Below are 12864 nucleotides of genomic sequence, written 5' to 3' on the forward strand. Positions count from 1 at the left end.
AAACCTGATCCCGTCCGGCCCACTCAAGCAAAGGTCTTGGCGAAGGCGTCGATCTCTGCCTTCAGCCTGGCGCGCAGATCGTCGGACAGCGCCTTCTCCTTGCGGATGCCGTCGAGCACGTCCTTGCCGGCCGAGCGCATGTGCGACAACAGCCCCTGCTCGAACTTGCCGACCTGGTTGATCGCCAGCTTGTCGAGATAGCCGTTGACGCCGGCGAAGATCACCGCGACCTGCTCCTCGACCTTGAGCGGCGAGAATTGCGGCTGCTTCAAAAGCTCGGTCAGGCGCGAGCCGCGATTGAGCAGGCGCTGCGTGGCGGCGTCGAGATCGGAGCCGAACTGCGCGAAAGCAGCCATTTCGCGGTACTGCGCGAGCTCGCCCTTGATCGACCCGGCAACCTGCTTCATCGCCTTGATCTGCGCCGAAGAGCCGACGCGCGACACCGACAGACCGACATTGACCGCAGGACGGACGCCCTGGAAGAACAGATTGGTTTCCAGGAAGATCTGGCCGTCGGTGATCGAGATGACGTTGGTCGGGATATAGGCCGACACGTCGTTGGCCTGCGTCTCGATGATCGGCAGCGCCGTCAGCGACCCGCCGCCATTGTCGTCGTTGAGCTTGGCGGCGCGCTCGAGCAGGCGCGAGTGCAGGTAGAAAACGTCGCCCGGATAGGCCTCGCGGCCCGGAGGACGGCGCAGCAGCAGCGACATCTGGCGATAGGCGACGGCCTGCTTCGACAGATCGTCATAGCTGATCAGCGCGTGCATGCCGTTGTCGCGGAAATATTCGCCCATGGTGCAGGCGGTGAACGGCGCCAGGAACTGCATCGGCGCCGGATCGGACGCGGTCGCAGCGATGATGATCGAATAGTCGAGCGCGCCGCGCTCTTCCAGCACCTTGACGAACTGCGCCACGGTCGAGCGCTTCTGGCCGACGGCGACATAGACGCAGTACAGCTTTTCCTTCTCCGGGCCGTTGTCGTGCACCGATTTCTGGTTGAGCATGGTGTCGAGGATGATCGCGGTCTTGCCGGTCTGGCGGTCGCCGATGACCAGCTCGCGCTGGCCGCGGCCGACCGGGATTAGCGCGTCGATGGCCTTGAGGCCGGTCGACATCGGCTCGTTCACCGATTTGCGCGGGATGATGCCGGGCGCCTTGACGTCGACGCGCTTGCGTTCGGTGGCCTGGATCGGGCCCTTGCCGTCGATCGGGTTGCCGAGCGCATCGACGACGCGGCCGAGCAGGCCCATGCCGACAGGCGCGTCGACGATGGCGCCGGTGCGCTTGACGGTATCGCCTTCCTTGATGTCACGGTCGGCGCCGAAGATAACGACGCCGACATTGTCGGCTTCGAGGTTGAGCGCCATGCCGCGGATGCCGCCGGGGAACTCGACCATCTCGCCGGCCTGGACATTGTCGAGGCCATAGACGCGGGCGATGCCGTCACCGACGGACAGCACCTGGCCGACTTCGGAGACCTCGGCCTCCTTGCCGAAATTCTTGATCTGGTCTTTCAGAATTGCGGAAATTTCCGCGGCGCGGATGTCCATCAGCCGACCTCTTTCAGTGCAAGCTTGAGCGAATTGAGTTTGGTTTTGAGCGACGTATCGATCTGGCGCGAGCCGATCCTGACCACCAGCCCGCCGAGCAGCGACGGATCGACGGTGACGGTGATCGCCACATCCTTGCCGGCGACGCTTTTCAGCGCCGCTTTCAGCTCGGTTTCCTGGGCAGGCGTCAGCGCATGCGCCGAGGTGACCTCGGCGGCGGTCTCGCCGCGGTGTTCGGCGGCGATCTGGCGGAACGCCTTGATCATTCCTGGCACGGCGAAAAGCCGGCGGTTCTGGGCAACGACGCGCAGGAAATTGCCAGTGAGGCCCGTGATCCCCGCTCTGTCGGCGATCGCGGCGATCGCCTTGGCCTGATCTTCGCTGGAGAAAACCGGGCTCCTGATCAGCCGCGAAAGGTCAGCGCTGCCTTCGAGCATCGCTTCGAAACTGTTGAGGTCGGTCTCGACGCTGGCCACCGAATTGGCCTGCAGCGCGAGTTCGAACAGCGAACCCGCATAGCGTTCTGCGACACCTGAGATTGGCGATGACGATTGGGCCACGGACCGTCTTTTCTCTTGTCTGACAGGCCGCAGATTGTTGGCGCGAGCAAAAACTCTGGCTAAATCTTTGACCTTACTGCATTTTTCCAAGCACGGAGGCGCGGCTTCCGCTATCCCCGATCGAAAGTCGATTGCCGTCTAGCACAGGCATTTTCAGACCGCAATGCGTCGTCCGGCATGGTTTTCAGGCACTATTGTCGCATCCGCTCGCCGAGTTCAGCAACCAACCCCGGATTGCTCTGTGATTCAGGGCAAAAAGCCGAAGGCGAACGCAAGCGGCAGCGCCGCCAGCACCAGCTCGACGACGATGGATGCCCAGTTGAACGGCGTATTGGCGCCGTCCGACATCATCGACAGCAGCCGGCCGAAGGCGGTGAATAGCCAGGAGAAGCCGAGCGCCATGTAGAGCAGCGGCTGCGCCAAGAGGATGCAGCACAGGCTGACGCCGAGATAGAAGCCCGACATCCGGCCGCGCCCCTCGGCGATCGCCGCTGCCTTCTCCGGTCTGACCTGCAGCCGCAGGATGCGGAACGCCAGCTGTGGAGCCAGGAATAGCAACAGGCCGAGCAATAGAGTCGCGACCGCGCCCGACCATGCCAGCCACTCGCCCTGGCTCATCGGCCATGGAAACGCAAATTCCATCCTTGTCCCCTCGTAAATGGATATTCAAAATTTCGGGCATTCTAGCGAAGCAACTGACATGCGCCAGATGGGCCGTCGGCAATTTGCAGGGCGCGTCAGCTCAACGCGAGCGCGACCGTTGTCTCGACCGGGCTAACAGGACGTTAAACAATGGGCTGTTTTTTTCTGCACAATTCCTATATTGTGACTACATGAGACCACAAGGGGTTCCGCGCATGAAGACGATGCAACTGCGAGAGGCAAAGGCCAGCCTTTCCGCGCTCGTGGAGGCCGCTGAGAACGGTGAGCCCACGGTTATCACCAAGCACGGCAAGCCCGCAGTCATGGTGGTGCCAATCGGTGAGGGACGGAAACTTTATCCGCAGAACAGCCAAAAAGACTTCGTGGATTTCCTGCTTCGGTATCCAGGCGGCATCGAGCTTGAGCGAAACGAATCGCCGTCGCGGGAAGTGGAGTTTTGACCGGCTATCTGCTTGATACGTCTTTTCTCTCGGCATTTGCACCTGGTCGGCCTCTGCTTCCGTCACACGTGCAGAACTGGGTTGCTGTACAAGGAGAACGCGGCTCTTGGCAGCTCTCGTCGATCGTCATCTTGGAGGTGGAACGAGGAATCGCGAAACTGAAGCGGGCGGGCGGGCATATGAAGGCGGAGCGCATCAATGAGTGGTTCGAAAGGTTGCTTCTAGAGTTCAACCAGCGCATCCTTCCCATCGATTTAGCAATCGCGCGAGAAGCCGGAAAACTGGAAGACGCCACTATCGCCAGAGGCGCCAATCCGGGACTGGCGGACGTTCTGATCGCAGCTACCGCCCGTTTGCACGGCCTGTCAGTTTTGACGGCCAACACCCGGCATTTTGCGATTCTCGACGTGCCTTACCTGAACCCATTCACCGAACGCGTCTCGAAAGGGTAATCGACACCTTACAAAAAGCTTTGCGGGTCGATATCGACCTGGACCCGCACCGAGGCCCTTATCTTCGGTCCCTCGGCCAGCATGGTGCGGATGAACCCTTGCATGTCGGCGCGCCGCTCGCCCTGGATCAGTAGGCGAAAGCGATGGCGGCCGCCGATCAATGACAGCGGCGCCTCGGCCGGACCGAGGACGAACAGGTCGATGGCTTGCGGCGCGGCACGGCGCAGGCCGCGGGCGTGCCCTTCGGCTTCCGCCCGGGTCGCCGCGCTGACGATGACGCCGGCGAGCCGGCCGAAGGGCGGCAGCCCCGCCCGCTCGCGTTCGGCGATCTCGCGCTCGTAGAAGGCCTCGGCATCGCCGGAGACGATCGCCCGCATCACCGGGTGGTCGGGTTGGAAGGTCTGCAGCAGGCCAAGGCTCTTCTTGCCGGTGCGGCCGGCGCGGCCGGTCACCTGGCTGAGCAGTTGGAAGGTGCGCTCGGCGGCGCGTGGGTCGCCATTGGCCAGGCCGAGATCGGCATCGACGACACCGACGAGCGTCATGTTGGGGAAATTGTGGCCCTTGGCGACGAGTTGCGTGCCGATGACGATGTCGGCCTCGCCATTGGCTATGGCTTCGAGCTCGAGCCGCAGCCGCCGCACGCCGCCCATCAGGTCGGACGACAGTACGATGGTGCGGGCATCAGGGAAATGCGCGACGACCTCCTCGGCGATGCGCTCTACGCCCGGCCCGCAGGCGACCAGATGATCGAGCGTGCCACATTCCGGGCAGGCCTCGGGCCGGCGTTCATTGTGCCCGCAATGGTGGCAGACGAGCTGACCGCGAAAGCGGTGCTCGACCAGCCAGGCCGAGCAGACCGGACAGCCGAAGCGGTGGCCGCAGACCCGGCAGAGCGTCAGCGGCGCATAACCGCGCCGGTTGAGAAACAGCAGCGATTGTTCCTTTCTTTCCAGCGTCTGCCGCATATGGCTAAGCAGCACCGGCGACAGGAAGCCGCCGCGTGCCGGCGGCGCACGGCGCATGTCGATCGTCTTGAGATCGGGAAGTGCCGCCTCGGCAAAGCGCGCCGAAAGCACCGCCCTGCTGTAGCGGCCCTGGCTGGCATTGACCCGGCTTTCGACCGACGGTGTCGCCGAGGCGAGCACGACCGGAAACCCGCCGATATGGCCGCGCACCACGGCCATGTCGCGCGCGTTGTAAAAGACGCGATCCTCCTGCTTGTAGGCGGGGTCGTGTTCTTCGTCGACGACAATCAGCCCAAGCTCCCTGAACGGCAGGAACAGCGCTGAGCGCGCGCCTGCGACCACCCGCACGCCGCCTTCCGCCACCTGCCGCCAGACCTTTTCGCGCATTCTTGGCGGCAGGTCCGAGTGCCACTCCGCCGGCTTGGCGCCGAACCGCTCCTGAAAGCGTTCGAGGAAGGCGTGGGTCAGCGCGATTTCCGGCAGCAGGATCAACACTTGCGTGCCGCGATCGAGCGCGGCCGCAACCGCCTCGAAATAGACCTCCGTCTTGCCGGATCCGGTTACACCGTCGAGCAGGGTGACGCCGAATATGCCGGCCGCGACATTGGCGCGCAGCATCTCGGCGGCATCGCTCTGGTCGGGCATCAGTGCCGGCACGGCGTAGCCGGGATCGGGTGCTGCGACCACCGGCCGCGGCGGGATCATCACCGTCTCGAATACGCCCTGCGCCCTCAGCCCGTCCACCACCGTCGACGACACGCCTGCCGCATGCGCCAGGCCCGACCGCGTCCAGGCGAGCCCACCTTCGGCCGTTTCCAGCACGCGCGTCCTCGCCTCCGTCATCCGGTCGGGCTTGGCGAAGGTGCGCTGCAGCCCTTCGATCCACGGCTCCGGATCGAACGCCTCCGGCGCCCTGAGCAGCATGCGCGCCACCATGCCGGGCGGCGACAGCGTGTACTGCGCCAGCCAATCGACAAAACGCCGCATCGCGCGGTCGATCGGCGGGCAGTCGAAAACCTGCTCGATCGGCCGCAATTTCTTCGCGTCGACCTTTTCGACGGCGCCGTCCCAGACGATGCCGGCGACCTGGCGGGGGCCAAGCGGAACGCGCACGATCGAGCCCGGCACCACGCGCATGCCAGCCGGCACAGCATAGGTGTAGGGGCGCTCAGCAGGCATTGGGACCAGCACCGGTGCGGCCGCGACAAAGGGCGAATCTTCGATCATGAGGCGTGACCTTGCCCCGACTTTGGTCTAGATCAAAGTCCGACCCCGAATGTGCATGACCTGCACATGAAAAATCTTCAGGAGACCGCCATGAAATTTTTTGTCGACACCGCCGATGTCAAGGAAATCCGTGAGCTGAACGATTTGGGGCTGCTCGACGGCGTAACCACCAATCCGTCGCTGATCCTGAAATCGGGCGGCAAGATCGCCGACGTCACAAGAGAGATCTGCGAGATCGTCAAGGGCCCGGTCTCGGCCGAAGTCGTCGCCACCGAATACAAGGACATGATGGCGGAGGCCAAGATCCTGGCCAGGATCGCCGACAATGTCTGCATCAAGGTGCCGCTGACGCTCGACGGCCTGAGAGCCTGCAAGGACATCCGGTCGGACGGCCGCATGGTCAACGTCACGCTGTGCTTCTCGGCCACCCAGGCGCTCCTCGCTGCCAAGGCCGGCGCCTCCTTCATCTCGCCCTTCGTCGGCCGCATCGACGACAGTGGCTGGGACGGCATGGAACTGATTGCCGATATCCGCACCATCTACGACAATTATGATTTCCAGACCGAAATCCTGACCGCTTCTGTGCGCACGGTGAACCATGTCAAACAGGCGGCACTGATCGGGGCAGACGTCATCACCGCCCCGCCGGCGACGCTCAAGGCACTGGTCAAGCACCCGCTGACCGACAAGGGCCTGGAGCAGTTCCTCGCCGACTGGGCAAAGACCGGCCAGAAGATCGGCTGAAGCGAAATGTCCTACGTCGAACAAAAAATGCCGAGCAATCGGCCTTTTGCTGACAGCGCAATCCGCCACAGACGGAGCGCTTCAATCCAGGATGGAAAGACCTAGCTTGCCGCCGGCTTGCCGTGCTTGATCAGATCTTGGGCGATCGACAGCCGCAGCACATCCGCCAGTTCGCGCGCCGCGCGGTTCTCGGCGTCGATCTGCGCCCGATACGACGCGAATTCCTGGCGCGGCCTATCGTATGAGGACGGGATAGAGCGCTTGCCCCTCGCTATGACCGTGCCGGTCTTGGCATCGCTCAGCACATAGTTGGCGGTCAGCGTCACTGTGCCGGCGGTCGGCTCGTCCTCGTCGGTCGTGACCTGCTCGATTGCCGCCGATTCGACGAGTTCGGAGACGCCGAGATCAAGCGAATAGACCGGCGAAGCAGGCTCGCCGGCGCCCTGGCCGAGCGCGAAGATCAGATTGTTGCGGACCTGCTGGGCGTAGCGGGTCTTGACCGGCTTGACCGAGATCGATGCCAGTTCGGCAGCAGCGCCGACCTGAGAGCCGGCGATCAGCGGCGCGCTTGAATAGAGCGGCCGCACCGTGCAGGCGGAAACCAGCGCCACCGAAGCGAGCAGCCCGTAGAGCATGATACGGCGCGGCGTCAGCTCCGCTTTTTTCGGATCAGGCAACAACATTGACGATCCTCTGCGGCACGATGATCACCTTGCGCGGCGCCTTACCTTCGAGCGCTTTCTGCACGAAGTCGAGAGCCAGAACCGCTTTTTCGACCGCACCTTGGTCCGCGTCGCGGGCAATTGTCAAATCGCCGCGCTTCTTGCCGTTGACCTGGACCGGCAGCACGATCTCGGCGTCGACGACAAGCGAGGGATCGTAGTCCGGCCAGGGCCGTTCGGCGACAAGGTCGGTGCCGCCGAGCGTCTGCCAGCACTCCTCGGCCAGATGCGGCATGACCGGCGCGATCACGTGCACCAGGATCTCGACGGCTTCACGGCAGGCCGCTTGGAGCGCCGGACCGGCCTTGCCTTCGGCTGCCTCGTTGAGCGGTACGGTCAGGGCATTGGCGAGCTCATAGATACGGGCGATGGCACGGTTGAAGGCGAGCTTTTCAATATCCTCGCCGACAGACTTGAGGATCTTGTGCGCGGCCTTGGACACTGTTCCGGCCTCGCCGTCCTTCGCCGCCTCTGGCCGAACTCCGGCGAGCGAATCGGCAGCCGTCAACACCAGCCGCCAGATGCGCTGGATGAAGCGATGCGCGCCGGCCGCACCCTCGTCGGTCCATTCGACATCGCGTTCGGGCGGCGAGTCCGACAGCATGAACCAGCGCGCCGTATCGGCGCCGTAGCCGTCGGTGATCTCTTCCGGGCTAACGGTATTCTTCTTCGACTTCGACATTTTTTCGAGCGGACCGATCACCGCCTCTTCGCCAGTGGCGATTTCGAAGGCGCGGCGCTTGCCGTCGGCGTCCTCCAGCCTGACCTCGCTCGGCGCAAGCCAGCGGCCGTTCGAGGCGCCGCCAACCCGATAGGTCTCGTGCACCACCATGCCTTGCGTGAACAGGCCCCTGAACGGCTCGGCGAGATCGACATGGCCGGTCTCGCGCATGGCGCGGGTGAAGAAGCGCGAATAGAGCAGGTGCAAAATGGCGTGCTCGATGCCGCCAATATACTGGTCGACCGGCAGCCATTCAGTCGCGGCCTTGGGATCGGTCGGATCGTTGGCCCAGGGCGCGGTGAAGCGCGCGAAATACCACGACGAATCGACGAACGTGTCCATCGTGTCGGTTTCGCGCCGCGCATCCTTGCCGCAACGCGGGCATTTGACGTGCCGCCATGTCGAATGACGGTCGAGCGGATTGCCCGGCCGGTCGAACTCGATATCGTCAGGCAGCCTGACCGGCAGGTCGGCTTTCGGCACCGGCACAACGCCGCAATCCCCGCAATGGATCATCGGGATCGGGCAGCCCCAATAGCGCTGGCGCGAAATGCCCCAGTCGCGCAGGCGGAAATTCACCTTGCGCTCGGCCATCGGCCGGTTGCCGATGGTCTTCTGTTCGAGCAGCTTCGCCACCTCGTCGAATGCCTGATCCGGCTTCATGCCGTCGAGGAAGCGCGAATTGATCATCACGCCGTCGCCGACATAGGCCTCGTCGATGATCTGGAAGCTTCCTTGATTCTCGCCTTCCGGCATCACCACTGGAATGACCGGCAGGCCGTATTTGTTGGCGAAGTCGAGGTCGCGCTGGTCACCGGACGGGCAGCCGAAAACGGCGCCGGTGCCGTAGTCCATCAGCACGAAATTGGCGACGTAGACGGGCAGCGTCCACTTCTCGTCGAACGGATGGACGACGCGGATGCCGGTATCGAAGCCCTTCTTCTCGGCCGTCTCCAGGGCCGCCACCGACGTGCCCATGTGGCGGACCTCGTCGATGAACTTTGCCAGCGCCGGATTGTCTTCGGCCGCCTTTTTGGCCAGCGGATGGTCGGCCGCAATCGCCATGAAGGAGGCGCCGAAGATGGTGTCGGGCCTTGTCGTATAGACTTCGAGCTCATGCTCGCCGGCGACTGGCTTGGCCAGCGGCCAGCGGATCAGCAGGCCTTCAGAACGGCCGATCCAGTTCGCCTGCATCAGCTTCACTTTTTCCGGCCAGTCGTCGAGCTGGTCGAGCGAATCCAGCAGATCCTGCGCATAGTCGGTGATCTTGAAGAACCATTGCGTCAGCTCGCGCTGTTCCACCAGCGCGCCCGAGCGCCAGCCGCGACCGTCGATGACCTGCTCGTTGGCAAGCACCGTCATGTCCTCCGGATCCCAGTTGACCTTGGAGGATTTGCGCGTCACCAGGCCCTTCTCGACGAAATCGAGGAACAGCATCTGCTGGCGGTGGTAATAATCGACATCGCAGGTAGCGAACTCGCGTGCCCAATCGAGCGACAGGCCCATGACCTTGAGTTGCTCGCGCATGGCAGCGATGTTCTGATAGGTCCAGTCCTTGGGATGGACCTTGTTCTGCATTGCTGCGTTTTCGGCTGGCATGCCAAAGGCGTCCCAGCCCATCGGGTGCAGCACGTTGAAACCCTTGGCCCGCTTGTAGCGCGCCACCACGTCGCCCATCGTATAGTTGCGGGTATGGCCGATATGGATGCGCCCCGATGGATAGGGGAACATCTCCAGCACGTAGTATTTCGGGCGCGGGTCATCGTTGTCGGCTTCGAACAGCTTCTTGGCGTCCCAGGCCTTCTGCCATTTGAGCTCTGACGCGCGCGGATTGTATCGTTCGGTTGCCATCGGGTGTTTTTCACTTAAAAGCATGCGCGAGCCGCCGGACAATGCCCGGGCGGCTCAGGAAATGTCGTCGCGGTGTTCACCATGGATTACCGGACCCGTCAACTGCGGCGATCCGGCGAAAAGCCAAACACAGGCAGGATATAGGCATGGCGAGCGCCGTCGAACAGCTTTTCACCGTCAAGGCAAGGATCGCCACTGCCGAGCGCGAGGCCGGACGCGAGGCCGGGGCGGTGACGCTGGTTGCGGTCTCGAAAACCTTCGATGCCACCGATATCCGTCCGGTTATCGAGGCCGGCCAGCGCGTCTTCGGCGAGAACCGCGTCCAGGAGGCGCAAGCCAAGTGGCCGGCGCTGAAGGAAGCTTTCCCCGACATCGAGCTGCACCTGATCGGGCCGTTGCAATCGAACAAGGCCAAGGAAGCGGTGGCATTGTTCGACGTCATCGAAACCGTCGACCGTGAAAAGATCGCCGCCGAACTCGCCAAGGAAATCGCCAGGCAGCGCCGGTCACCAAGGCTGTATGTCCAGGTCAACACCGGTTCCGAGCCGCAAAAGGCCGGCATCGAGCCGCGCGAGGCGGTCGCCTTCGTCGCCCGCTGCCGCGATGTCCATGGCCTCGTGGTCGAGGGGCTGATGTGCATCCCGCCGTCCGACGAGAATCCCGGTCCGCATTTCGCGCTGCTGGAGAAGTTCGCAGATGAAGCCGGCGTCGGAAAGCTGTCGATGGGCATGTCCGGCGACTACGAAACGGCGATCGCCTTCGGCGCGACCAGTGTCAGGGTTGGATCGGCGATTTTCGGCGCCAGATGAGGCGCAGCCGGCCTTAGGCCACAGGCTGACGCTGACTAAGCCAGCAATGGAAACGGAACGTTTCGTTCCTATATGGTTCGAGTTATCCCAAAGCCTCTGGAGCCACCATGCGTTACAATCAACTTGGAAATACGGGGATGTTCGTCTCCGAACTTTGCCTCGGTACGATGACATTCGGCGCCGCCGGCGAGAATGCCCAATGGGGCCTGATCGCCAGCCTCGACCAGGAGGGCGTCGACGAGATCGTCGCCCGCTCGCTCGCCGCCGGCGTCAATTTCTTCGACACGGCGGATGTCTATTCCTTCGGCGCCTCGGAACGGCTTCTCGGCCAGTCGCTGAGAAATCTCGGCGTCAATCGGCAGGACGTGATCATCGCCACCAAGGTTCACGGCGCCATGGGCGGCGGCCCGAACCAGCGCGGTTCTTCGCGCGGCCATATCATGGATTCGGTCGAAGGTAGCCTCGAACGGCTGCAGCTGGACCATATCGATCTCTATCAGCTGCACGGCACCGACACGGTCACGCCGATAGACGAAACGCTGCGGGCGCTCGACGACCTGGTTGCCGCTGGCAAGGTCCGCTATGTCGGCGTCTCGAACTGGCAGGCCTGGCGCATCGCCAAGGCGTTGGGTATTGCCGAGCGCAAGGGCTTTGCCCGTTTCGAAACCGTCCAATCGTATTACTCGATCGCTGGCCGCGATCTCGAGCGCGAGATCGTGCCGCTGCTCAACGAGGAGAAGCTCGGGCTGATGGTCTGGTCACCGATGGCGGGCGGCCTGCTCTCGGGCAAGTACGGACCCGGTGCCCCCGGCAATGGCGAAGGTCGCCGCGCCAGCTTCAATTTCCCGCCGGTCAATGAGGACCGTGCCTGGGCAGCGGTCGCCGTCATGCGCGAGATCGCCGCCAAGCACGGCGTCAGCGTCGCCACGGTGGCGCTCGGCTTTGTCCTGGCCAAACCGTTCGTGATGAGCGTCATCATCGGCGCCAGCCGCATGGACCAGTTGGAACAGAACCTTGCGGCAACCGAGTTGAAGCTCGATGCCGACGATCTTGCTCGTCTCGACGAAGTCAGCGCGCTGCCGCCCGAATATCCGGGCTGGATGCTCGAACGCCAGGCGGCGGGCCGCAGGCCGGCGCCGTTCACGCCAAAGAAGTAGTTCCTTGTCGACGTGACATTTCGGCAGCCAAATTCGGGAGCCAAGTGGCTCCCGAATGCCTTCCGCTTCAGCCCAGCCGCGCGGTTTCGGCCAGGAAATCTAAAATGGCCCGTACCCGCGCCGGCAAATGCTTGCCTTGGCCGACATAAACCGCATGGGTCAGTTCCTCGTCGCCGGGGTTGAACTCTTCCAGCAGCGGCAGCAGCCGGCCGGCGGCAATGTCGGCCTCCACGTGCCAGCGTGCCAGCCGGGCGATGCCCGCCCCTGAGAGCGCCATCAACCGCATCGCCTCGCCGTCGCTGACCAGCGTGTTTCCAACGATCGATATGGTGATCGGCTTGCCGGCCGCGTCGACAAAAGGCCAGCCCTCGACGTGGCGCACGAAGCAGAAGCCCATCCGGTTGTGACGATCGAGATCGGCGGGCGTCTTGGGTGTGCCACGCGCTTCGAGATACGATGGCGCGGCAACGACGACCACCCGGCTCTGCCCGAGCTTGCGCGCCACTAGCCGTGATTCGCCGAGCGGGCCGGCACGTATGGCGACGTCGGCGCGCTCCTCCATCAGGTCGATAACACTGTCGGTCAACACCAGATCGACCGAGATTTCGGGGTATCGTTCTAGAAAACGCGGCAAAAGCGGGATCAGCCGGTGCCGCCCGAAAGGCACGTAGCTATTGATCCGCAGCCGGCCACGCGGCGCGGCACCCGCCGCTGCCTCGCGCTCGGCAACCGCCATGTCGGCCAGGATGCGCACGCCGCTGTCGAAGAAGGCCGCCCCTTCCGGTGTCAGTCGCAGCTTGCGCGTCGAGCGGATGATCAGCCGGGCGCCAAGACGCCCCTCCAGCCGCGCGATCAGCTTGCTAACCGCCGACGGGCTCATGCGCAGCGCACGTGCAGCGGCCGAAAAGCTGCCGGCCTCGACGACGCGGACGAACACTTCGATCTCGCCGGAGCGGTTGATGTCGGGCCTGGCCATTGGTGAATCTATTTCACAGGCAAT

12 protein-coding genes are annotated in these 12864 nt (G+C 63.6%); 5 read left to right on the plus strand and 7 right to left on the minus strand.

The genetic code is table 11. The annotated features are described in order from the left end of the window. Nucleotides 1–23: 23 nt before the first annotated feature. The 3 genes from atpA to NKI01_RS03655 form a co-directional block, all read right to left on the minus strand. Nucleotides 24–1553 carry a F0F1 ATP synthase subunit alpha gene (atpA, locus tag NKI01_RS03645; RefSeq protein ID WP_023719706.1) on the minus strand — a complete coding sequence of 510 codons (1530 nt, stop codon included), beginning with the start codon at nucleotides 1551–1553 and terminating at the stop codon, nucleotides 24–26. Further along, nucleotides 1553–2113, minus strand: a complete 561-nt coding sequence (locus NKI01_RS03650) for a F0F1 ATP synthase subunit delta (protein ID WP_023719707.1) — start codon at nucleotides 2111–2113, stop codon at nucleotides 1553–1555. The genes atpA and NKI01_RS03650 overlap by 1 nt, the downstream gene beginning before the upstream one ends. Before the next feature lie 246 nt (nucleotides 2114–2359). Next, nucleotides 2360–2755 (minus strand): AGROH133_08824 family phage infection protein, encoded by a 396-nt coding sequence (locus NKI01_RS03655; protein WP_352961893.1) that lies wholly within the window; start codon nucleotides 2753–2755, stop codon nucleotides 2360–2362. Between the two features lie 215 nt (nucleotides 2756–2970). On the opposite strand from NKI01_RS03655, the gene NKI01_RS03660 reads away from it, so the two are divergent. Then, complete coding sequence (locus NKI01_RS03660) at nucleotides 2971–3216, plus strand: type II toxin-antitoxin system Phd/YefM family antitoxin (RefSeq protein ID WP_023719709.1); 246 nt, start codon at nucleotides 2971–2973, stop codon at nucleotides 3214–3216. Then, entirely contained in the window at nucleotides 3213–3668 is a 456-nt protein-coding gene (locus NKI01_RS03665; protein ID WP_352640107.1) for a type II toxin-antitoxin system VapC family toxin, read from the plus strand. Before NKI01_RS03660 ends, NKI01_RS03665 begins: the two co-directional genes overlap by 4 nt. A gap of 8 nt (nucleotides 3669–3676) precedes the next feature. On the opposite strand, the gene NKI01_RS03670 is transcribed toward NKI01_RS03665, so the two are convergent. Continuing rightward, on the minus strand, nucleotides 3677–5860 hold the full coding sequence (locus tag NKI01_RS03670; protein ID WP_352961896.1) for a primosomal protein N': 2184 nt from the start codon (nucleotides 5858–5860) through the stop codon (nucleotides 3677–3679). 90 nt (nucleotides 5861–5950) lie between these two features. Here NKI01_RS03670 and fsa point away from each other — a divergent pair, with 90 nt between their 5' ends. Further along, nucleotides 5951–6604, plus strand: coding sequence for a fructose-6-phosphate aldolase (gene fsa, locus NKI01_RS03675; RefSeq protein ID WP_023719712.1), 654 nt, complete (start codon nucleotides 5951–5953; stop codon nucleotides 6602–6604). Between the two features lie 101 nt (nucleotides 6605–6705). Here fsa and NKI01_RS03680 read toward each other — a convergent pair whose 3' ends face one another. Together NKI01_RS03680 and leuS are read right to left on the minus strand one after the other, a co-directional pair. Next, entirely contained in the window at nucleotides 6706–7287 is a 582-nt protein-coding gene (locus tag NKI01_RS03680; protein WP_023719713.1) for an LPS assembly lipoprotein LptE, read from the minus strand. After that, nucleotides 7274–9898 carry a leucine--tRNA ligase gene (gene leuS, locus NKI01_RS03685; protein ID WP_352961899.1) on the minus strand — a complete coding sequence of 875 codons (2625 nt, stop codon included), beginning with the start codon at nucleotides 9896–9898 and terminating at the stop codon, nucleotides 7274–7276. The genes NKI01_RS03680 and leuS overlap by 14 nt, the downstream gene beginning before the upstream one ends. 146 nt (nucleotides 9899–10044) lie before the next feature. Here leuS and NKI01_RS03690 point away from each other — a divergent pair, with 146 nt between their 5' ends. Beyond that, nucleotides 10045–10707, plus strand: coding sequence for a YggS family pyridoxal phosphate-dependent enzyme (locus NKI01_RS03690; RefSeq protein ID WP_352814989.1), 663 nt, complete (start codon nucleotides 10045–10047; stop codon nucleotides 10705–10707). Nucleotides 10708–10814: 107 nt separating this feature from the next. Continuing rightward, nucleotides 10815–11864, plus strand: a complete 1050-nt coding sequence (locus NKI01_RS03695; RefSeq protein WP_352856417.1) for an aldo/keto reductase — start codon at nucleotides 10815–10817, stop codon at nucleotides 11862–11864. A 67-nt stretch (nucleotides 11865–11931) separates the two neighbouring features. Here NKI01_RS03695 and NKI01_RS03700 read toward each other — a convergent pair whose 3' ends face one another. Continuing rightward, on the minus strand, nucleotides 11932–12840 hold the full coding sequence (locus NKI01_RS03700; protein WP_352961903.1) for a LysR family transcriptional regulator: 909 nt from the start codon (nucleotides 12838–12840) through the stop codon (nucleotides 11932–11934). Between the last annotated feature and the right edge of the window lie 24 nt (nucleotides 12841–12864).

Origin of the sequence: Mesorhizobium sp. M0815, from assembly GCF_040319995.1 — a bacterium.
Taxonomy (GTDB): Bacteria; Pseudomonadota; Alphaproteobacteria; order Rhizobiales; family Rhizobiaceae; genus Mesorhizobium.

Bases quoted from the DNA above. Each gene is read 5' to 3' on its own strand.
- NKI01_RS03695 (WP_352856417.1), top strand. From the start codon at position 10,815: ATGCGTTACAATCAACTTGGAAATACGGGGATGTTCGTCTCCGAACTT.
- leuS (WP_352961899.1), bottom strand. From the start codon at position 9,898: ATGGCAACCGAACGATACAATCCGCGCGCGTCAGAGCTCAAATGGCAG.
- NKI01_RS03655 (WP_352961893.1), bottom strand. From the start codon at position 2,755: ATGGAATTTGCGTTTCCATGGCCGATGAGCCAGGGCGAGTGGCTGGCA.
- NKI01_RS03680 (WP_023719713.1), bottom strand. From the start codon at position 7,287: ATGTTGTTGCCTGATCCGAAAAAAGCGGAGCTGACGCCGCGCCGTATC.
- NKI01_RS03660 (WP_023719709.1), top strand. From the start codon at position 2,971: ATGAAGACGATGCAACTGCGAGAGGCAAAGGCCAGCCTTTCCGCGCTC.
- atpA (WP_023719706.1), bottom strand. From the start codon at position 1,553: ATGGACATCCGCGCCGCGGAAATTTCCGCAATTCTGAAAGACCAGATC.
- NKI01_RS03670 (WP_352961896.1), bottom strand. From the start codon at position 5,860: ATGATCGAAGATTCGCCCTTTGTCGCGGCCGCACCGGTGCTGGTCCCA.
- fsa (WP_023719712.1), top strand. From the start codon at position 5,951: ATGAAATTTTTTGTCGACACCGCCGATGTCAAGGAAATCCGTGAGCTG.
- NKI01_RS03700 (WP_352961903.1), bottom strand. From the start codon at position 12,840: ATGGCCAGGCCCGACATCAACCGCTCCGGCGAGATCGAAGTGTTCGTC.
- NKI01_RS03690 (WP_352814989.1), top strand. From the start codon at position 10,045: ATGGCGAGCGCCGTCGAACAGCTTTTCACCGTCAAGGCAAGGATCGCC.